This window comes from Pseudomonas sp. S2_F03 (genome assembly GCF_054668335.1).
This window is the reverse complement of sequence record NZ_CP162759.1, coordinates 4,765,707-4,786,285: the sequence shown is the minus strand read 5'-3', so window position 1 is coordinate 4,786,285 and position 20,579 is coordinate 4,765,707. Positions and strand designations below refer to the sequence as shown.

Sequence of the window (20,579 nt, the reverse complement as noted above, 5' to 3'; positions counted from 1 at the left end):
GCAAACGCGAGCAACAGATATTTGGTAAGGAAACCGCTGCAAAGTGTATCGTCCAGCTACTATTACCCAAAAATAAGCCTCTTTGGTGCCGATGCGTGGCACTTTGGCGCAATACAAGTGGTCTTAGCCTGCGAACTTTATTCAGCACCTTCTTCTAAGGGATCTAGTCATGCTCCGTTCCTTGCGCTTCGCCGCCCTGTTTTGCGGCCTTATATTGAGTGCGTCCGCACTGGCAGTCGATATCGACGCCGCCAGTTATGGCTACCCCTTGACCAACCCGTTCGAGGCGACCATCGCAACGACACCTCCGGACCTGCGTCCGGAATTGCCGCTGGACGACGACATCAATCAGCGGGATGAAACCATCACGCTACGCCCGGAGACGCGCCTTCGAACTGCCAGACAACTTCTGGGCCGTGAAGAAGCTGACCTACCGCATCGCTACGCAAGATAAAGCCGCACCGCTGATCTTCCTGATTGCCGGCACCGGTGCCCGTTATGACAGCACCCTCAACGAATACCTGAAAAAGCTCTACTACCAGGCCGGCTATCACGTAGTGCAACTCTCGTCGCCGACCAGTTTCGACTTCATCGCCGCCGCCTCTCGCTTCGCCACCCCCGGCATAACCAAGGAAGATGCCGAAGACATGTATCGAGTGATGCAGGCCGTGCGGGCACAAAACCCGAATCTGCCGGTCACCGATTACTACCTGACCGGTTACAGCCTGGGCGCCCTCGACGCGGCGTTTGTCGCGCATCTGGACGAAACCCGCCGCAGTTTCAACTTCAAGAAAGTGTTGCTACTCAACCCGCCAGTCAACCTGTACACCTCGATCACCAACCTGGACAAACTGGTCCAGACAGAGGTCAAGGGCATCACCAGCAGCACTACGTTTTATGAGCTGGTGCTGAACAAGCTGACCCGCTACTTCCAGCAGAAAGGCTACATCGACCTCAACGATGCTCTGCTCTACGACTTCCAGCAGTCCAAGCAACACCTGACCAACGAACAGATGGCCATGCTGATCGGCACTTCATTCCGTTTCTCGGCTGCCGACATTGCCTTCACCTCGGACCTGATCAACCGTCGCGGCCTGATTACGCCGCCGAAATTCCCGATCACCGAAGGCACCAGCCTCACGCCGTTTCTCAAGCGTGCGCTGCAATGCGACTTCGACTGCTACATCACCGAACAGGTCATTCCGATGTGGCGTGCCCGCACTGACGGCGGCAGCCTGCTGCAACTGATCGACCAGGTCAGCCTGTATGCGCTCAAGGACTACCTGCACGACAGCCCGAAAATCGCTGTGATGCACAACGCCGACGACGTGATCCTGGGCCCGGGCGACCTCGGTTTCCTGCGCAAGACCTTCGGCGATCGCTTGACCGTTTATCCACTCGGCGGCCATTGCGGCAACCTTAACTACCGCGTCAACAGCGACGCCATGCTGGAGTTCTTCCGTGGCTAAATATCTCCTGCTTATCGCTGCGTTACTCTGTGCAGGCGTCGCCAATGCCGACAACAGCAAAGCCAACGCCCCCGTCGTGATCGACAATGACGGCTTCAAGGAGCCGCTGAGCAAACTCAAGTTCAACCCCGGGCTGGACCAGCGCGAGTTCGAACGCTCGACGCTCAACGCACTGGCCGTCTATGACCCGCTGGAAGAGTGGAACCGCCGGGTGTATCACTTCAACTACCGCTTCGACCAATGGGTGTTCCTGCCCGTGGTCGACGGCTATCGCTACGTCACGCCAAGCTTCCTGCGTACCGGCGTGAGCAACTTCTTCAACAACCTGGGCGATGTACCGAACCTTGTGAATAGCCTGTTGCAGCTCAAGGGCAAACGCTCGATGGAAACGTCAGCGCGCCTGCTGCTCAACACCACCATCGGCATTGCCGGCTTGTGGACCCGGCCACCGCCATGGGCCTGCCGCGCCAGAACGAAGACTTCGGCCAGACCCTGGGCTTCTACGGTGTACCAGGCGGCGCCTACTTCGTCTTGCCAATTCTCGGGCCGTCCAACATCCGCGACACCGGCGGCCTGGCAGTCGACTTCACCGTAGAGTCAGCGATCAACTACCTGAACGTCTCCGAAGTCAGCTCCAATCATCCTGAAGTGTGGATCCTGCGCGGCATCGACAAACGCAACCAGACCCGCTTCCGCTATGGCCAGCTGAACTCGCCGTTCGAGTACGAGAAAGTGCGTTACGTGTATACCGAGTCACGTAAGTTGCAGATCGCCGAGTAATTCCGGCGGCAACAAAAAAGGCCATTCGATGCGAGTCGAATGGCCTTTTACATTCCCGCCGCACGACAATTCCCCTGTAGGAGTGAGCCTGCTCGCGATGACATCAGCACAGTCAAAATCTCTACTGACTGACCCACCGCAATCGTCGGAACGCCGCCCGGAGCCGGCTCACGCCTACAGGACAGTGTTCGGCTTTAGCCTTTCAGCGCTTTCCAGATTTTGCTGGCTACCAGCACACCCGCCAACACCACCGCGCCGGCCACAATCCCCGCGACCCCATTGAGCAAGGTCGGCACGATAAACCCGGCGCCACCGGCCGCTGCGCCAACACCTTCAATCCAGTGATGAATCACCGGCACCCCGTGAGTCAGGATCCCGCCGCCGACGAGGAACATCGCCGCCGTCCCGATCACCGACAGGCTTTTCATCATGTACGGTGCCGCTCGCAGTATCCCGCCGCCGATGCTTTTGGCCATCTGGCCGGGCTTCTGGGTCAGCCACAAACCGAGGTCGTCGAGTTTGACGATGCCGGCGACCAGGCCGTAGACGCCAACGGTCATGACGATGGCAATCCCCGAGAGCACAACCACTTGCTGGGTCAGCGAGGCACCCGCCACGGTGCCCAACGTGATGGCGATGATTTCTGCCGACAGGATGAAGTCGGTGCGGACCGCGCCCTTGATCTTGTCCTGTTCGTAAGCCACCAGATCGACCGCCGGATCGGCAACAGCCTCGACCAGTTCCGCATGTTCAGCCTGATCCTCGGCCTTGCTGTGCAAAAACTTGTGGGCGAGCTTCTCGAAGCCTTCGAAACACAGGTACGCGCCGCCGACCATCAACAGCGGTGTGACCAGCCACGGAATGAACGCGCTGATGGCCAACGCCGACGGCACCAGGATCAGTTTGTTGCGAAACGAGCCCTTGGCGACCGCCCAAACCACCGTGATTTCCCGCTCCGCCCGCACGCCGCTGACCTGCTGGGCATTGAGCGCCAGATCGTCGCCCAGTACACCGGCGGTCTTCTTGGCGGCCATTTTGGTCATCAATGCCACATCGTCGAGCACAGCGGCGATGTCATCGATCAGCACCAGCAAACTGCTTCCTGCCATGAATCAGGTTTCCTTCTTGAATGAATGCTGCGCAGCATAGCGCGGCCGAGTGCCACACGGGGCATTCTTGAGCGGCGCGCGAGGCCGGTGATACCATGCGCAACCGCCAGAACAGGCAAGGAACCCCCTGGTTTATGAGCACTATCCGCGAGCGCAACAAAGAACTGATCCTGCGTGCCGCCAGTGAAGAATTTGCCGACAAGGGCTTCGCTGCGACCAAAACCAGCGACATCGCAGCCAAGGCGGGATTGCCCAAGCCCAACGTCTACTACTACTTCAAATCCAAGGAAAACCTCTACCGCGAGGTCCTGGAAAGTATCATCGAGCCGATTCTGCAGGCCTCGACACCGTTCAACCCTGAAGGTGTGCCCAGCGAAGTGCTGAGCGGCTACATCCGCTCGAAAATCCGTATCTCCCGCGACCTGCCTTTCGCTTCCAAGGTGTTCGCCAGCGAAATCATGCACGGCGCCCCGCACCTGAGCGCCGACCTGGTCGAACAGCTCAACAGCCAGGCCAAGCACAACATCGACTGCATCCAAACCTGGATCGACCGCGGCCAAATCGCCGCCATCGACCCCAACCACCTGATGTTCAGCATCTGGGCCGCAACCCAGACCTATGCCGACTTTGACTGGCAGATCACCGCCATCACCGGCAAAGCCAAACTGGATGAGGCCGATTATGAAGCAGCGGCGCAGACGATTATCCGGTTGGTGCTCAAGGGGTGTGAGCCGGATCGGTAGACCGCGTTGTCCCCATCGCGAGCAGGCGCACTCCTACACGGGCTGTCGGCGTACGCAAAATAGGTGAACACCGCTAATCCGTGTGGGAGCGGGCTTGCCCGCGATGGCTGCAACTCGGTACTTGATCAGACCCAAATCGCATCCCACAACGGATAGTCGCCCAGTCGTTCTACCAACCTCGCCCGCAATGGATTGGCCACAACATACCGCGCCATCTTCACCAAATCCTCATCTCGCCTTAACGCCCGGTCGTGATACCCCTGCTGCCAAAGCGGCCCTTTCCTGTTACTGAAAAGGTTTACGTCTCGAGCAATCAATGACTTGGTTTGACGCATCAAATTGCTGAGCGAACACTTCTGCAGCTCGACCAGCCAGTGAAAGTGGTCAGGCATAACGACCCAGGCCAGCGAGTTTACGAAACCCAGTTTTTGAGCCTGACGGAATTGGTGAACCACCAATCGGCCCAAAGCGAAATCGGTAAAAACCGGTTCTCGGTCAAGGGTATTGGTGGTCAGTAAGTAGATTCGATTGGGTTCGGCGTAGCGACCTGTTCGCAGGCGATGTGAAGAAGGTACATCGGGCATTCCTTTGCCACTCTCGTGATGAAGTCATGAAAAGGCTAGACCCGGAATTGGCAGCGGGCGGTACAGACCTTTAGCAGGATGTGTCTGATGAGAGCCATCGCGGGCAAGCCCGCTCCCACAGTGTTTGATGGCGTACGCAAAAATGTGAGCACCTCCAATTCCTGTGGGAGCGGGCTTGCCCGCGATGGCAATTACTCAAACGCTACAGATCAAGCAGTAACCCCAGCATCCGCCGTCAACCCCAACGCCTCGATCGCACTAATCGCGCACTGTTCATCAACATCCGACAGATCCCCGCTGATGCCCACCGCCCCCAGCACGTTCCCTGCCAGATCGCGAATCAGCACACCACCCGGTGCCGGCACGATGCTGCCCTGCCCCAGGCTGTTCAACGCCGCGATAAACGCCGGGCGTTGTTGTGCGTCCAGCGCCAGCAGACGCGAGCCTTTGCCCAGGGCAATGGCGCCCCAGGCCTTACCGATGGCGACCTGCGGGCGTAGCAGGCTGGCGCCGTCTTCGCGTTGCAGGGTGATCAGGTGCCCGCCGGCATCCAGTACTGCAATGGTCAATGGAGCCGCCGAGATTGCACGCCCGGCAGAGATGGCCTGATCGATCAGGTTGACTGCGACTTTCAAGGTTAAAGCGCTCATGGTGCCGTCCTCATTTTGTTTTCGGAAAGCCGTTGGGCTGCGCCGTTGTGCCGCAGCCCGATGCAACAAATAGAACACAATGAATTATTTTTTTGTATACAATAATTATCGAAAAGCGCCACATGCGACGAAAAGCCACACGTTAAAGGGCTTCCGACGAATGAAACAGTCGCTTGAGAAAATGGATTGACCTGCGCCGTCCGCCGTGAATACACTCTGCGCAAAGCCACTTGTATACAATTACAAAACGTAAGAGGCACAAAACCATGAGCAAAATGAGAGCAATCGAAGCCGCCGTTCTGGTGATGCGCCGTGAAGGGGTTGATACCGCTTTTGGCATCCCGGGTGCTGCAATCAACCCGCTGTACTCCGCCCTACAGAAGGTCGGTGGCATCGATCACGTCCTCGCTCGCCACGTTGAAGGCGCCTCGCACATGGCCGAGGGCTACACCCGCACCAAGGCCGGCAACATCGGCGTGTGCATCGGTACTTCCGGCCCTGCCGGTACCGACATGGTCACCGGGCTCTACAGCGCCTCGGCCGACTCGATTCCAATCCTTTGCATTACTGGCCAGGCACCCCGCGCCCGTATGCACAAGGAAGACTTCCAGGCTGTCGACATCACCACCATCGTCAAGCCAGTGACCAAGTGGGCAACCACCGTCATGGAACCGGGCCAGGTGCCTTATGCGTTCCAGAAAGCCTTCTACGAAATGCGCTCCGGCCGTCCAGGCCCGGTGCTGATCGACCTGCCGTTCGACGTGCAGATGGCCGAGATCGAATTCGACATCGACGCTTACCAACCGCTGCCGCTGGCCAAGCCCACCGCTAACCGCGTGCAAATCGAGAAGGCCCTGGCCATGCTCGATCAGGCTGAACGTCCTTTGCTGGTGGCCGGTGGCGGCATCATCAATGCCGACGCCAGCGACTTGCTGGTCGAGTTCGCCGAGTTGACCGGCATCCCCGTCATCCCGACCCTGATGGGCTGGGGCACCATTCCGGACGATCACCCGTTGATGGTCGGCATGGTTGGCCTGCAGACCTCGCACCGCTACGGCAACGCGACGATGCTCAAATCCGACCTGGTACTGGGCGTCGGCAACCGTTGGGCCAACCGCCACACCGGCTCGATCGACGTGTACACCGAAGGCCGCAAGTTCATTCACGTTGATATCGAACCGACGCAGATCGGCCGCGTGTTCAACCCGGACCTGGGCATCGTTTCTGACGCCGCTGCCGCGCTGACCGTGTTCATCGAAGTCGCTCGTGAATGGCAAGCCGCCGGCAAGCTGAAAAACCGCAGCGCCTGGCTGCAAGACTGCCAGCAGCGCAAAGCCAGCCTGCAGCGCAAGACGCACTTCGACAACGTGCCGGTCAAGCCGCAACGCGTCTACGAAGAAATGAACCAGGTGTTCGGCAAAGACACCTGCTACGTCAGCACCATTGGTCTGTCGCAGATTGCCGGCGCGCAGTTCCTGCACGTCTACAAGCCGCGCCACTGGATCAACTGCGGTCAGGCAGGTCCCTTGGGCTGGACCATTCCGGCGGCACTGGGCGTGGTCAAGGCGGATCCGACCCGCAAGGTCGTGGCGCTGTCGGGCGACTATGATTTCCAGTTCATGATCGAAGAGTTGGCGGTGGGCGCGCAGTTCAAGCTGCCGTACATCCACGTGGTGGTAAACAATTCGTACCTGGGGCTGATTCGTCAGGCTCAGCGCGGTTTCGACATGGACTACTGCGTGCAGCTGTCCTTCGATAACCTGAACGCTCCGGAACTCAACGGTTACGGTGTCGATCACGTCGCAGTGGCCGAAGGCCTGGGCTGCAAGGCATTGCGCGTGTTTGAACCAAGCCAGATCCAGCCTGCCCTGCGCAAGGCTCAGGAACTGATCGAAGAGTTCAAGGTGCCGGTGATTGTCGAGATTATTCTGGAGCGCGTGACCAACATTTCCATGGGCACCGAGATCAACGCCGTCAACGAATTCGAAGACCTGGCGCTGGTCGGCAACGATGCGCCAACGGCGATTTCGTTGCTTGATTAAGAAGACCTGATACCTGTAGCAGCTGCCGAGGTACGAGGCTGCGTTGCGTGTCCGCAGGACCGCCCTCGGGGGCCGCTTCGCAGCCCAACGCAGCCTCGTGCCTCGGCAGTTGCTACAGGCAACTATTTTTACAGGAGACCACCATGCCGCGTTTCGCAGCCAACCTGTCCATGCTGTTCACAGAGCAGGATTTTCTTGCCCGTTTCGAAGCGGCCGCCAAGGCCGGCTTCAGTGGTGTCGAATACCTGTTCCCGTACGACTTCAGCTCTGCCGAGATCAAGGCCAAGCTGGATGCCAACGGTCTGACCCAAGTGCTGTTCAACCTGCCGGCCGGTGACTGGGCCAAGGGCGAACGCGGTATCGCGTGCCTGCCGGATCGGGTTGAAGAGTTCCGCGCCGGTGTCGACCTCGCCATTGCCTACGCGCAAGTGCTGGGCAACACCCAGGTCAACTGCCTGGCCGGTATTCGCCCACAAGGCGTGGACGATGCCACCGTGGAAAACACCTTCGTCGCCAACCTCAAATACGCAGCAGACAAGCTGCAAGCGGTGGGCATCAAACTGGTGATGGAAGCGATCAACACTCGCGACATCCCGGGTTTCTACCTGAACAACACCGCGCAAGCCCTGTCGATTCGCGAACAGGTCGGCAGCGCCAATCTGTTCCTGCAATACGACATCTACCACATGCAAATCATGGAGGGTGACCTGGCCCGCACCATGGCCACGCACCTGGGCGAAATCAACCACATCCAGTTGGCCGACAACCCTGGGCGCAACGAACCGGGCACCGGTGAAATCAACTACCGCTTCCTGTTCGAACACCTTGACCGCATCGGTTATCAGGGTTGGGTGGGTTGCGAATACAAGCCGCTGACCACGACTGAAGCGGGCCTGGGCTGGTTGAAAACCCATAACGCGATCTGACACCGATCCCTGTAGGAGTGAGCCTGCTCGCGATGAAATCACCTTTGGTACACCTGATGTACCGCAGCGCCTGAATCGCGAGCAGGCTCACTCCTACAAAAAGCTACGCACCTATTTGCTTGAGCAAGACAAAAACAAGAGGATTTTCTCATGGCTAAAATCGGATTTATCGGCACCGGCATCATGGGCCACCCAATGGCGTTGAACCTGCAGAAAGCCGGCCACAGCCTGTTCCTGTCGGCGCACCACGACGCTGCCCCTGCCGACTTGGTTGCTGGCGGCGCCGTTGCTCTGGCGAACCCGAAAGAAGTCGCACAAGAAGCCGAATTCATCATCGTCATGGTGCCGGATACCCCCCAGGTCAATGACGTGCTGTTCCGCGCCGACGGCGTTGCAGCCGGTGTTGGCAAAGGCAAAGTCGTCATCGACATGAGCTCGATCTCGCCGACCGCCACCAAAGCTTTCGCCGCCAAAATCAATGAAAAAGGCGCCCAGTACCTCGACGCACCAGTGTCCGGCGGTGAAGTCGGCGCCAAGGCGGCGAGCCTGAGCATCATGGTCGGCGGCGATGCCGATGCCTTCGAACGCGCCCTGCCGCTGTTCCAGGCCATGGGCAAGAACATCACCCTGGTCGGTGGCAACGGCGACGGTCAAACCGCGAAAGTGGCGAACCAGATCATCGTGGCCCTGAACATTCAGGCGGTGGCTGAAGCCCTGCTGTTCGCTTCGAAGAACGGTGCTGATCCAGCCAAGGTGCGTGAAGCACTGATGGGCGGTTTCGCCTCCTCGAAGATCCTCGAAGTACACGGCGAGCGCATGATCAAAGGCACCTTCGATCCGGGTTTCCGCATCAGCCTGCACCAGAAGGACCTGAACCTGGCCCTGCAAGGGGCCAAGGAACTGAACATCAACCTGCCGAACACCGCCAACACCCAGCAAGTGTTCAGCACCTGCGCAGCCATTGGTGGCAGCAATTGGGACCACTCGGCGCTGATCAAGGGCCTGGAGCACATGGCGAATTTCTCGATTCGCGATAAGTAAGCCCTGCGCTACAGAGGGCCTGACTGGCCCTCTGTAGGAGCAAGGCTTGCCCGCGATGGAATCGCCTCGGTGCAGCAGAAACACCTCAGCGTCTGCATCGCGGGCAAGCCTTGCTCCTACAGGGATCGTGCACGTTCGATAACCCCAATAACAAGAATTCCGGGAGCCCGCCATGTCGGTCGATCCGCAACAATTCCTGCGCGAGCTGTTTGCCACAGCCATCGACGCCGCCCACCCACAGCAAGTCCTCGAAGCCCATTTGCCCAAAGACCGTAGCGGTCGGGTGATCGTCATCGGCGCCGGCAAAGCTGCGGCCGCCATGGCCCAGGTGGTCGAGCGTTGCTGGCAGGGTGAAGTCTGCGGTCTGGTGGTGACCCGTTACGGTCACGGTGCCCCGTGCGAAAAAATCGAAGTGGTCGAAGCGGCCCACCCAGTGCCGGACGCTGCCGGTCAGGCCGTTGCCAAACGGGTCTTTGAACTGGTCAGCAACCTGACCGAAGACGACCGCGTGATCTTCCTGCTTTCGGGCGGCGGCTCTGCCCTGCTGGCATTGCCGGCGGCCGGCATCACCCTCGTCGATAAGCAATCAATCAACAAAGCCCTGCTCAAATCCGGCGCGACCATCGGCGAGATGAACTGCGTGCGCAAGCACCTCTCGGCGATCAAGGGTGGCCGTCTCGGCAAAGCCTGCTGGCCTGCCACTGTTTATACCTATGCGATTTCCGATGTACCGGGCGACCTCGCCACGGTCATCGCCTCCGGTCCGACCGTGGCCGACCCAAGTACCTCTGCCGAAGCGCTGGCGATCCTCAAGCGCTACGACATCGAAGTCCCGGTCTCGGTGCGCAACTGGCTGCAAAGCCCGGAATCGGAGACGGTCAAACCTGGTGATCCGAGCCTGGCGCGCAGTCATTTCCAATTGATTGCCCGCCCACAGCAATCGCTTGAAGCGGCCGCCGTGAAAGCGCGGCAGGCCGGTTTCAGCCCGCTGATCCTCGGTGATCTGGAAGGCGAATCCCGTGAAGTGGCCAAGGTTCACGCCGGCATTGCGCGGCAAGTGGTCCTGCACGGCCAGCCACTGGCGGCGCCCTGTGTGATTTTGTCGGGCGGTGAAACCACCGTGACCGTGCGCGGCAATGGCCGTGGCGGGCGCAACGCCGAATTCCTGCTGAGCCTGACCGACAGCCTCAAAGGCCTGCCCGGTGTGTATGCCCTGGCCGGTGACACCGACGGCATCGATGGCTCCGAAGACAACGCCGGCGCCCTCATGACCCCGGACAGCTACGCCCGTGCCACGGCGCTGGGCCTGAGCGCCAGCGACGAGTTGGACAACAACAATGGCTACGGTTATTTCGAGGCACTGGACGCCCTGATCGTCACTGAGCCGACCCGCACCAACGTCAACGACTTCCGCGCCATCCTGATTCTCGAGAACCCAAAAAATGACGCCTGACAAGAAGGTTAAAATCCTCGCCACCCTCGGCCCCGCCACCGACGGGATCGACGACATTCGCGAACTGGTGCAGGCCGGGGTCAACATTTTCCGCCTGAACTTCAGCCACGGCGATCACGCCGACCACGCACAGCGCTACCAGTGGATTCGTGAAGTCGAGCGCCAGCTTAATTATCCGCTGGGTATTCTGATGGACCTGCAAGGCCCGAAACTGCGGGTCGGCAAGTTTGCCGAGGGCAAGGTGCAACTGCATCGCGGTCAGGCCCTGCGACTGGACCTGGACCCGACGCCCGGGAACGAGCGCCGCGTTAATCTGCCTCACCCGGAAATCATCGCGGCGCTGGAGCCGGGCATGGACTTGCTGCTGGACGACGGCAAGCTGCGTTTGCGAGTGGTCACCAAGTACTCCGACGCCATCGACACCACCGTGTTGAATGGCGGCGAACTGTCGGACCGCAAAGGCGTGGAACGTGCCGCAAGCGGTGCTGGAACTAAGCCCGCTGACCGCCAAGGATCGCCGCGACTTGAGCTTCGGTCTGGAGTTGGGTGTGGACTGGGTCGCGCTGTCATTTGTGCAACGTCCGCAAGACATTCGCGAAGCCCGCGAACTGATCGGCGACAAGGCCTTTTTGATGGCCAAGATCGAGAAGCCATCGGCCGTGACGCAACTGCGGGAAATCGCCGAGTTGAGCGACGCGATCATGGTGGCGCGTGGCGACCTCGGCGTGGAAGTGCCCGCCGAAAGCGTGCCGCAGATTCAGAAAAACATCATCACCCTCTGCCGCGAGCTAGGCAAACCGGTGGTGGTGGCCACGCAGATGCTGGAGTCGATGCGCTTCTCCCCGGCCCCGACCCGGGCCGAGGTTACCGACGTGGCCAACGCCGTGGCCGAAGGTGCGGATGCGGTGATGCTGTCGGCGGAAACCGCCTCCGGCGAGTACCCGCTGGAAGCCGTGCAGATGATGAGCAAGATCATCCGCCAGGTGGAAAACGGCCCGGACTATCAGGCACAACTTGACGTGAGCCGACCGAAAGCCGAGGCGACGGTGTCCGATGCGATCAGCTGCGCGATTCGTCGCATCAGCAACGTGCTGCCGGTGGCCGTGCTGGTGAACTACAGCGAGTCCGGCACCTCGAGCTTACGTGCGGCGCGGGAACGGCCGACGGTGCCGATCCTCAACCTGACACCGAACCTGCAAACCGCGCGCCGCTTGACCCTGGCGTGGGGCGTGCATTCGGTGGTCAATGACCGACTGCGGCAAGTGGATGAAGTGTGCTCGACGGCGCTGGAAATCGCCCAGGCACAGGGCATGGCCAAGCGTGGCGATACATTATTGATCACCGCAGGTGTGCCGTTTGGGCAGCCTGGATCGACTAACTCACTGCGTATCGAGACATTGATTTAGCGCCTGTACTGGCCTCTTCGCGAGCAAGCCCGCTCCCACATTAGATTTGTGTCGATCACAAATTTATAACTGAACATAGATTCAGTGTGGGAGCGGGCTTGCTCGCGAAGCAGGCAACTCGGTCCTCCAGACACACCACAGACTCCTTCATGCCTGCCCACCATTTCAACACCCACTGTCCCGACTGGGCCGAAGCGTTGCTCAACGGCTTCAGTCAGATCTTCCTCCAGCGCAATCCGCTGTGCGGCCTGCTGTGCCTGTTGGCGATTCTGTTTACCGCGCCGACGTTGCTCGGCGGTGCGCTGCTGGGCGGTGTCGCCGGTTTGCTCACTGCGCAACGCCGCAACTATGCCAAGGCTGATCGTCAGGCCGGGTTGTTCAGCTACAACGGCGTTCTGCTCGGTCTGTTGCTGAGTTTGTATTTCCCTTGGTCGGCGATGATGCCACCGCTAATTCTGGCCGCCGGCGGTCTGAGCGCGATGATCACCCAGCAGTGGCTCAAGCGCGTCCGGGTCAGCCAATGCCTGCCGGCCTACACGGCGCCCTTCGTCGGGCTGGGCTGGTTGCTGCTGTGCTTCGCCACGCCCTCGACAACGGCGCATTTGATCGAAATCAACACGCTGAACATGCTCGCCGCCCCCTTCAAAGGCGTGGGTCAGGTGATGTTCCTCGGTCATCCGCTGGCCGGTGCGATGATTGCCGTCGGTTTGCTGATCGCAGATCGCCGCGCATTCTGCTGGGCGTTGTTGGCGTCTGTCGCGGGCATGAGCTGGAGTATGTTGCACCACGACTTCTACAGCGCATTGCTCGGTCTCGGGAGCTATAACGCCGTACTCGCCGCCCTCGCCTTCAGCTCACAGCGTCGCCAACCGTGGCTGCCGTTGGTGGGCATCGGCCTGGCGCTGTTACTGACGCCGGTCTTTGCCGCCATCGGCCTGCCCACGCTGACCGCGCCGTTCATTCTCGCAGGCTGGTTGATCCGCACGGTTGTGCAGATGCTCGGCAAAGCCACGGTCGAAAGCGCGCCTTGCGTTCCCGGGGAGAATCAACCTAGGCTGCGCTGATTAGCAGCCAAGGCGATTTGAATGAACAGCAACGACACGTGGCGTAATCGCCTTTACGTGATTATTTTCCAGACCGACACCATCGCCGGACGGCGCTTCGACTCGAGCCTGCTGCTGATTATTTTCGCCAGCCTGGTGGTGGTGATCCTCGACAGCATCGATGACGTTCATCAGAACTACGCCGGCCTGCTGGCGGCCATCGAGTGGGGCTTCACGGTGATTTTCCTGGGCGAGTACTTCCTGCGCCTGTATTGCTCGCCCAAACCCATGCGTTACGCGTTCAGTTTTTACGGCCTGGTGGATCTGCTGGCCATCGTGCCGGGCATCCTCGCGCTGTATTACAGCGACGCCCAGTACTTGCTGATCATTCGGGTGATCCGGATGCTGCGCATCTTCCGCGTGCTCAAGCTCGGTCCCTACCTCAAGCAAGCCCATTACTTGCTCGATGCCCTGCGCGGCAGCAAGCAGAAAATCCTCGTGTTCCTCCTCAGCGTCTGCACCCTGGTCACGGTGTTCGGCACCCTGATGTATGTGGTTGAAGGCCCGCAACATGGCTTCACCAGCATTCCCAAAGGCATCTACTGGGCGATCGTGACGCTGACCACCGTCGGCTATGGTGACATCGTGCCCAAGACCGCGTTGGGCCAGGTGATTTCGTCGATGGTGATGATCACCGGTTACTCGATCATCGCCGTACCCACCGGGATCTTCACCGCCGAACTGGCCACGGCCATGCGCGGTGGCCAGTTACATCACGATTGCCCGGTGTGTACCAAAGACAACCATGAACAGGAAGCATCGTTCTGCTCTCGTTGCGGCAATGCGCTGTTCAAAAAACAGGAATAAGCAAAGAGCTTTTTAATCTTTAAGGCTCTATGCGAGCCCAGTTATAGTCGCTGGCAAATTGCCTCAATTTAAATAGAACAAGGACTGCGCAGTGAAAAAACTCTTTGGCGCCTCACTTCTGGCCGCTGGCCTGGCACTGACCAGCATGGCCCAGGCCGCACCGACCCTGCTCAACGTTTCCTACGACGTGATGCGCGATTTCTACAAGGACTACAACACTGCCTTCCAGAAACACTGGCAAGCCGAACACAACGAAAACATCACCCTGCAGATGTCCTTCGGCGGCTCCAGCAAACAAGCGCGCTCGGTCATCGACGGCTTGCCGGCTGATGTCATCACCATGAACATGGCCACCGACATCAACGCCCTGGCAGACAACGGCAAACTGGTGCCGGAGAACTGGGTCACGCGCCTGCCGAACAACAGTGCGCCGTTTACTTCCGCCACGGTGTTCATCGTCCGTAAAGGCAACCCGAAAGCCCTGAAAGACTGGCCTGACCTGCTCAAGGACGGCGTTCAGGTGATCGTGCCCAACCCGAAAACCTCGGGCAATGGCCGCTACACCTACTTGTCCGCCTGGGGTTATGTGCTGAAGAACGGCGGTGACGAGAACAAGGCCAAGGAGTTTGTCGGCAAGCTGTTCAAGCAAGCACCGGTGCTGGACACCGGCGGTCGTGCCGCTACGACAACGTTCATGACCAACCAGATCGGCGACGTCCTGGTGACCTTCGAGAACGAAGCGGAAATGATTGCCCGCGAGTTTGGTCGCGACCAGTTTGAAGTGATCTACCCAAGCGTTTCCGCCGAAGCCGAGCCACCGGTGTCGGTGGTCGACAAAACCGTCGACAAGAAAGGCACCCGTGCCGCCGCCGAGGAATACCTGAAGTACCTGTGGTCGCCGGAAGGCCAGGAAATTGCGGCAGCCAATTACCTGCGCCCGCGTGACCCGGCGGTGCTGGCCAAGTACACCGATCGCTTCCCGAAAGTGGACTTCCTGTCGGTGGAGAAGACCTTCGGTGACTGGCGCACCGTGCAGAAGACCCACTTCAATGATGGCGGGATTTTCGATCAGATTTACACCGGTCAGTAATCGCTGAGCGGCCATGAAAAAGGCGACCTTTGCAGGTCGCCTTTTTTGTGGGTTTCAGCGGTTACAGTTTCCTTGTACGACGTCAATCCTGTGGGAGCGGGCTTGCCCGCGATGGCGGTTTATCAGTCACATCAATGCTGAATGTAGCGCCTTCTTCGCGGGCAAGCCCGCTCCCACAAGGATTTCGCCAAGCCCTTACATCGGCGGCGTCACACCCTCCTTACCCGCAGAAATCGACTGAGCCGTCAGCGTCCCGTCCGCACTCTGTGTCACAAATGTCACGATCTTCACCCCCACTTTCAACAAGCTGCGATCCCCCGGGATCAGGTTCACAATCGGCACGTCCTCCGGCACCAGAATCTTCTGCTGGCCGCCCTTGTAGTTGACCGTCAAGACCCGGCCGTTGCTGACCACCAGATCGCCGACGCTGCCGTTGGTCATGCTGCTGCCCTTGACCAGGTCGAACGGTCGATGCCCGTCGCCGCTGCCCGCCAGTTCCGGTGGGAAGACATGGACTTCCAACGCCTTGAGAGTGCCATCCTCCTGAGGAATAGCCGCCGAGCCGATGTAGCTGCCCGGTTTGATGTCGTCGATATTGGCCAACGTGACAGCGCGGACTTTGGTATCCGGGGTCAGGTTGATCACGACGTTTTCGCCGCTGTTGACGTGAACCTTCAACACATCAGGGCTGACCCCGGTGATTTCGCCACGAACACCGATACGCAATCCCGGCGCGTCGGCGGCCTGGGCCAGGCCTGTGGTGAACAATGTGATCAGTGTCAGGGCCGAAGCGCCGCGAATCAGGTGACGGAACATCGTATTCATGGAAGTGCCTTCCGGTGATGAAGCGTGAGAGAGAACATAAGCACGCTATCGAACAGGATGTAAGTGAATGTATCATCGGGCCTGATTATTTGGACGCAAGGTGCATGGGCCAACCGCACATGCCGGCGCCACTCATTCCGCAATGGAATGATTACTATCACTTCAATCCCTCTTCCGCCGTCCAGGCTTGCCGCTTAGCCTTCGCGCATTCCCTTCTGTTCAGCGAGACACGTTATGAAACCAGCGACGCAGGCGCCCCACGGTGCCACGACAATGACCAAAGGCATGGTGCTGCTCTTCGCCTTCTGTTGCGGCGCCATTGTGGCCAACCTCTACTATGCCCAACCGATCATCGGCCTGATCGCGCCGGACATCGGCCTGACCAGCACCATGGCCAGCCTGATCGTTTCCCTGACACAGATTGGCTACGCACTGGGGCTTTTCTTCCTCGTGCCGCTGGGCGATTTGCTGGAAAACCGCCGACTGATGATCATCACCACCGTGGTGGCGATTGCGAGTTTACTGGGCGCCGCGTTCACCGATCAGCCCAATGTGTTTTTACTGATTTCGTTGCTGGTGGGCTTCAGCTCGGTGTCGGTGCAAATCCTGATTCCACTGGCCGCGCACCTGGCTCCGGAAGAGTCGCGTGGCCGCGTGGTCGGCGGGATCATGGGCGGGTTGCTGCTGGGGATTCTCCTGGCTCGCCCGGTGTCCAGCGTGGTGGCTGACTATTTCGGCTGGCGCGCGATGTTTGTGATAGCAGCGGTGTTGATGGCGGCGATCAGCATCGTGCTGGCGCTGACCATACCCAAGCGCCAGCCTGATCACAGTGCGTCTTATGGGCAATTGCTGGGTTCGCTGTGGACATTGCTGCGCCAACAACCGGTATTGCGTCAGCGTGCGTTTTATCAAGGCTGCATGTTCGCGACCTTCAGCCTGTTCTGGACCGCCGTGCCGCTGGAGTTGGCGCGCAATCACGGCCTGTCGCAAACCCAGATCGCGATCTTCGCCCTCGTCGGCGCCATCGGCGCTATCGCGGCGCCCATCGCCGGGCGCCTGGCGGATGCCGGCCACACGCGCATCGCCTCGCTGCTGGCCCTGCTATTCGCCAGCCTGAGCTTTCTGCCGGCATTCATCCATCCGCTCTATAGCGTCATTGGCCTGGCCGTGACCGGCGTGGTCCTCGACTTCTGTGTGCAGATGAACATGGTGCTCGGCCAACGCGCGGTCTACGCCCTCGACGCCAAAAGCCGCAGCCGCCTGAATGCGCTGTACATGACCAGCATCTTCATCGGCGGCGCCTTCGGCTCTTCGGTGGCCAGCGCCGTGTACGAGCACGGTGGCTGGTTGTGGATCGTGATAGTCGGCAGCGCGTTTCCACTGTTGGCGTTGCTGCGGTTTTTGAGTGTTTCGCAGAAGGGCTCGCTGGCGACGGCTTAAGTGTTCAAAAACAACTTCGCAATGCCGGCCGGAGCAAGATCCGGTCGGTGTTCCGACAAATGTGACGTATCCGCCACCTCATTCCCCCCAAGAATGAATCCTATGCCCCCCACCTGCGTTCCGCCCTCCCCGCCTCAAGGTCACCATTGATCCCAGCCAACCGGCTTTCCCACCAAGGATTACGATCATGACCCTGCAAGCAAAACTCGATGCCTTCAAAGCGGACTTCAAGGCTGGCAAGCCGCCCTATAACGCCCCGGCTGACATCCACCCGATCATGGAGCGCGCGACTGCCGAGCTGATCGCCTCGGGTGCGGCGAACAAAGCGCTGAAGGTCGGTGACAAGGCGCCGCTGTTTACCCTGAAAGATCCCGACGGGCATCCAGTGTCCTCCATCGATCTGCTGGCCAAGGGGCCTTTGGTGCTGACGTTTTACCGTGGCGTGTGGTGCCCTTACTGCAACATGGAGCTGCAAGCGTTACAGGATTTTCTACCAATGTTGCAGGACGCCGGCGCCAGCCTGCTGGCGATTTCGCCACAGATCGCCGCCAACAGCCGCAAGTCGATGCGGACCAATGGCCTGACGTTTCCTATCCTCAGCGACACCCACAATGACGTGGCGCATGCATTGGGTTTGCGCTTTGAGTTGCCGGATTACCTGATCGAGCTGTACAAGAATCTGCGTAACGATTTGCCAACTTTCAATGATGATCCGTCGTGGACGCTGCCGATACCGGCACGCTATGTGATCGGTCAGGACGGTGTGATTCGTTACGCCGAGGTCAACCCGGATTACACTCAGCGTCCTGAGCCTGAAGCGATGCTGGATGCTATTCGCGGCTAACCGATCAAATGCCGCCTGACCCGCGGCATGTTTTTCAAGGAGTGTGAAATGACCCGTCGTACCTTCCTCATCACCGGCGCCAGCAAAGGCATTGGCCGCGCTGTGGCCGAGCACCTGGATCGTGCGGGCCACCGGGTGGTGGGCATCGCCCGCACGCCCGACCTGACGTTCCCCGGCATCCTGTTTCCGCTGGACCTGAGCGACCGCGTCCTGACCCAGGAAGTGCTGGCCGATCTGGCCCGGACTTACGAATTTGACGGGCTGGTGAACAACGTCGGCCTGGTGCGCCCACAAGTACTGGGCGAGATTGACCTGGACACCTTCGACGACGTGATGCGGGTCAACCTCCATTCGGCGTTGCAGGCCACTCAGGCGCTGCTGCCCCACATGCGCGACAAGGGGTGGGGTCGGGTGGTGAACATCTCCAGCCTGACCGTCCTCGGGATTACCCAACGCACGGCCTACGCGGCGGCCAAAGCAGCGCTGATCAGCTTCACGCGCTCCTGGGCGCTGGAACTGGCAAAAACCGGCGTGACGGTGAACGCCGTGGCGCCAGGGCCGACCGAGACCGAACTGTTTCGCACCAATAACCCGCCGGGCAGTGAAGGTGAAGCACGGTATCTGGCGGGAGTGCCGATGGGTCGATTGGGGCAACCACAAGAAATCGCGGCGGCGATTGCGTTTTTGTTGTCCGAGCAGAGTGGGTTTATTACCGGGCAAACGTTGTTTGTCGACGGCGGCGCCTCAATAGGAAAAGCCGCTTTCTGACCGACAATTTTCGGTGAATTTCAGAACTTCATAAGGACCTTCGATGGACCGCCTCGGCGCAATGGAAACCTTCGTCTACGTGGTGGAAACCGGCTCGTTTTCCGCCGCCGCCCTGCGTCTGAATATCGGCCAGCCCGCCGTGTCGAAAGCCATTGCGCAGCTGGAAACACGTCTTGCCGTGCGACTGCTGTTGCGCTCAACCCGAGGCCTGACACCGACCGAGGCCGGCCTGGCCTTTTTCGAGCGTTCCAAACGCGCCCTCGAAGAAGCCGACGAGGCCGACAACGCCGCCCGCGGTGCCGCCAGCGGACTCACTGGCAACCTGCGCATTTGCGCCGCCGTGACCTTCGGCCGGCTGCACATCGTGCCGCACCTCGGGCCGTTTCTCGAACAGAACCCGGACTTGAACATCGACCTGATGCTCGACGACCGTAACGTCAATCTGGTCGAGGAAGGCGTCGACATTGCCCTGCGCATGGGCGCCCTGAGCGACTCGGGGCTGACGGCCCGCAAAATCGCCGAGTGTCGACGCGTGGTACTGGGCACACCGGCCTACTTCGAAAAATACGGCGAACCCACCTGCCCCGCTGACCTGTGCAAGCATCAGGCGGTCGTCTACTCCTTGGGCGGCGGCGCCAATTGGCAATTTCGAAACGCCTCTGAAGAACAGGCCGTGATCATCAGCGGCCGAATCCGCGTCAACGCCGCCGAGGGATTGCGAGAAGCAGTGCTGGCTCATCAAGGGCTGACCATGGCGTCGAAATGGATGTTTGCCCCGGAGTTGGCCAACGGGGCGGTCAGGGAAGTGATGACCGACTGGACGCTGCCCAACCTGGACCTGTGGGCAGTGTTTCCGACCGGAAGAATGGCCAGCGCCAAGGCGCGGGCGTTTGTGGAGTATGTGCAGGGGTTGCTGACAAAAGAGAACTGAGGTTCGCCGGTTTCGTTTCCTGACAGTACGCGTGGACTGATTTCACGACTGCTTCGCCCGAGCGCGGACCGGCCGAACGCAGGCTTCGCCAGTTGCTACAGGTTTGGGGTGAATCGGGAATTTCAACAGGCACAAAAAAGGCGACCCGAAGGTCGCCTTTGCTTACTGCCCGAATTGCCGTCCCAACCCACCCGGCACGCCGTGAATATCCGTGTCTTCCCATGGCCCGTTGGGGCTGATCGAGCGGCTCCAGCCATTGTTCCAGCGGTAGTAGGTGCGCTGGCGGTAGAAGGTGTTGGTCTGGTCATCCAGCACGTAGACGCCGAGTTTGGCATCCCAATGGCTGTTGCCACCCGGCGGCGGCGCGAAGCTGGCGGAAGTGCGCGGCATCGGTTTGGCAGGCTTGGCCGGAATGCCCGGTTTACCTGGCGTGGGTGTTGGCGACGGAGTAGGCCTTGGCTGTGACGGCGGAATCGGTGGCGGCGATGTTCGCTCCGGCGGCTGGACCGCACAAGCACTTAACCCCAAGACCAGACTGAGCAGGGTGATACGAGCGATGGCGGTCATG

General features: G+C 59.9%; 17 protein-coding genes and 3 pseudogenes. 15 read left to right on the top strand and 5 right to left on the bottom strand.

Annotated elements, in window-relative coordinates:
• The first annotated feature begins 169 nt into the window (after positions 1–169).
• A pseudogene (locus AB4N76_RS22370) lies at positions 170–1,469 on the top strand (serine/threonine protein kinase).
• Positions 1,462–2,249: pseudogene (locus tag AB4N76_RS22365) on the top strand (MlaA family lipoprotein). The pseudogenes AB4N76_RS22370 and AB4N76_RS22365 overlap by 8 nt, the downstream one beginning before the upstream one ends.
• A gap of 194 nt (positions 2,250–2,443) precedes the next feature.
• On the opposite strand, the gene AB4N76_RS22360 reads toward AB4N76_RS22365, so the two are convergent.
• Positions 2,444–3,358 (bottom strand): DUF808 domain-containing protein, encoded by a 915-nt coding sequence (locus AB4N76_RS22360; RefSeq protein WP_460163533.1) that lies wholly within the window; start codon positions 3,356–3,358, stop codon positions 2,444–2,446.
• Positions 3,359–3,492: 134 nt separating this feature from the next.
• On the opposite strand from AB4N76_RS22360, the gene AB4N76_RS22355 reads away from it, so the two are divergent.
• The gene (locus tag AB4N76_RS22355; protein ID WP_046032877.1) at positions 3,493–4,101 is read left to right on the top strand and encodes a TetR/AcrR family transcriptional regulator; all 609 of its coding nucleotides are present in this window, start codon (positions 3,493–3,495) and stop codon (positions 4,099–4,101) included.
• 125 nt (positions 4,102–4,226) lie between these two features.
• Here the strand turns inward: AB4N76_RS22355 and AB4N76_RS22350 are convergent, their stop codons facing one another.
• Together AB4N76_RS22350 and AB4N76_RS22345 are read right to left on the bottom strand one after the other, a co-directional pair.
• Positions 4,227–4,685 carry an REP-associated tyrosine transposase gene (locus AB4N76_RS22350; RefSeq protein WP_077430647.1) on the bottom strand — a complete coding sequence of 153 codons (459 nt, stop codon included), beginning with the start codon at positions 4,683–4,685 and terminating at the stop codon, positions 4,227–4,229.
• 209 nt (positions 4,686–4,894) lie between these two features.
• The gene (locus AB4N76_RS22345; protein WP_046032875.1) at positions 4,895–5,335 is read right to left on the bottom strand and encodes a GlcG/HbpS family heme-binding protein; all 441 of its coding nucleotides are present in this window, start codon (positions 5,333–5,335) and stop codon (positions 4,895–4,897) included.
• A 266-nt stretch (positions 5,336–5,601) separates the two neighbouring features.
• Here AB4N76_RS22345 and gcl point away from each other — a divergent pair, with 266 nt between their 5' ends.
• The 8 genes and pseudogenes from gcl to AB4N76_RS22305 all read left to right on the top strand — a co-directional run bounded on the left by gcl (position 5,602) and on the right by AB4N76_RS22305 (position 15,203).
• Complete coding sequence (gcl, locus tag AB4N76_RS22340; RefSeq protein WP_460163532.1) at positions 5,602–7,377, top strand: glyoxylate carboligase; 1,776 nt, start codon at positions 5,602–5,604, stop codon at positions 7,375–7,377.
• Between the two features lie 143 nt (positions 7,378–7,520).
• Complete coding sequence (gene hyi, locus AB4N76_RS22335; RefSeq protein ID WP_046032873.1) at positions 7,521–8,303, top strand: hydroxypyruvate isomerase; 783 nt, start codon at positions 7,521–7,523, stop codon at positions 8,301–8,303.
• A gap of 150 nt (positions 8,304–8,453) precedes the next feature.
• Positions 8,454–9,344, top strand: coding sequence for a 2-hydroxy-3-oxopropionate reductase (locus AB4N76_RS22330; protein WP_046032872.1), 891 nt, complete (start codon positions 8,454–8,456; stop codon positions 9,342–9,344).
• 172 nt (positions 9,345–9,516) lie between these two features.
• Positions 9,517–10,797 carry a glycerate kinase type-2 family protein gene (locus AB4N76_RS22325; RefSeq protein ID WP_460163531.1) on the top strand — a complete coding sequence of 427 codons (1,281 nt, stop codon included), beginning with the start codon at positions 9,517–9,519 and terminating at the stop codon, positions 10,795–10,797.
• A pseudogene (gene pyk, locus AB4N76_RS22320) lies at positions 10,787–12,203 on the top strand (pyruvate kinase). Before AB4N76_RS22325 ends, pyk begins: the two are co-directional and overlap by 11 nt.
• A 149-nt stretch (positions 12,204–12,352) precedes the next feature.
• Complete coding sequence (locus tag AB4N76_RS22315; protein ID WP_460163530.1) at positions 12,353–13,267, top strand: urea transporter; 915 nt, start codon at positions 12,353–12,355, stop codon at positions 13,265–13,267.
• A gap of 21 nt (positions 13,268–13,288) precedes the next feature.
• Positions 13,289–14,113, top strand: a complete 825-nt coding sequence (locus AB4N76_RS22310) for an ion transporter (RefSeq protein ID WP_460163529.1) — start codon at positions 13,289–13,291, stop codon at positions 14,111–14,113.
• Positions 14,114–14,204: 91 nt separating this feature from the next.
• The gene (locus tag AB4N76_RS22305) at positions 14,205–15,203 is read left to right on the top strand and encodes a sulfate ABC transporter substrate-binding protein (protein ID WP_109786426.1); all 999 of its coding nucleotides are present in this window, start codon (positions 14,205–14,207) and stop codon (positions 15,201–15,203) included.
• Positions 15,204–15,398: 195 nt separating this feature from the next.
• Here the strand turns inward: AB4N76_RS22305 and AB4N76_RS22300 are convergent, their stop codons facing one another.
• The gene (locus tag AB4N76_RS22300; protein ID WP_460163528.1) at positions 15,399–16,028 is read right to left on the bottom strand and encodes a hypothetical protein; all 630 of its coding nucleotides are present in this window, start codon (positions 16,026–16,028) and stop codon (positions 15,399–15,401) included.
• A gap of 234 nt (positions 16,029–16,262) precedes the next feature.
• On the opposite strand from AB4N76_RS22300, the gene AB4N76_RS22295 reads away from it, so the two are divergent.
• The 4 genes from AB4N76_RS22295 to AB4N76_RS22280 all read left to right on the top strand — a co-directional run bounded on the left by AB4N76_RS22295 (position 16,263) and on the right by AB4N76_RS22280 (position 20,011).
• The gene (locus AB4N76_RS22295) at positions 16,263–17,468 is read left to right on the top strand and encodes an MFS transporter (RefSeq protein ID WP_046032865.1); all 1,206 of its coding nucleotides are present in this window, start codon (positions 16,263–16,265) and stop codon (positions 17,466–17,468) included.
• Positions 17,469–17,655: 187 nt separating this feature from the next.
• Positions 17,656–18,312: a peroxiredoxin-like family protein gene (locus AB4N76_RS22290; protein WP_460163527.1), complete on the top strand. Its 657-nt coding sequence runs from the start codon at positions 17,656–17,658 to the stop codon at positions 18,310–18,312.
• A gap of 48 nt (positions 18,313–18,360) precedes the next feature.
• Positions 18,361–19,080 (top strand): SDR family oxidoreductase, encoded by a 720-nt coding sequence (locus AB4N76_RS22285; protein ID WP_046032863.1) that lies wholly within the window; start codon positions 18,361–18,363, stop codon positions 19,078–19,080.
• Between the two features lie 43 nt (positions 19,081–19,123).
• Positions 19,124–20,011: a LysR family transcriptional regulator gene (locus tag AB4N76_RS22280; RefSeq protein WP_460163526.1), complete on the top strand. Its 888-nt coding sequence runs from the start codon at positions 19,124–19,126 to the stop codon at positions 20,009–20,011.
• A gap of 162 nt (positions 20,012–20,173) precedes the next feature.
• On the opposite strand, the gene AB4N76_RS22275 is transcribed toward AB4N76_RS22280, so the two are convergent.
• Complete coding sequence (locus AB4N76_RS22275) at positions 20,174–20,578, bottom strand: hypothetical protein (protein ID WP_046032861.1); 405 nt, start codon at positions 20,576–20,578, stop codon at positions 20,174–20,176.
• Between the last annotated feature and the right edge of the window lies 1 nt (position 20,579).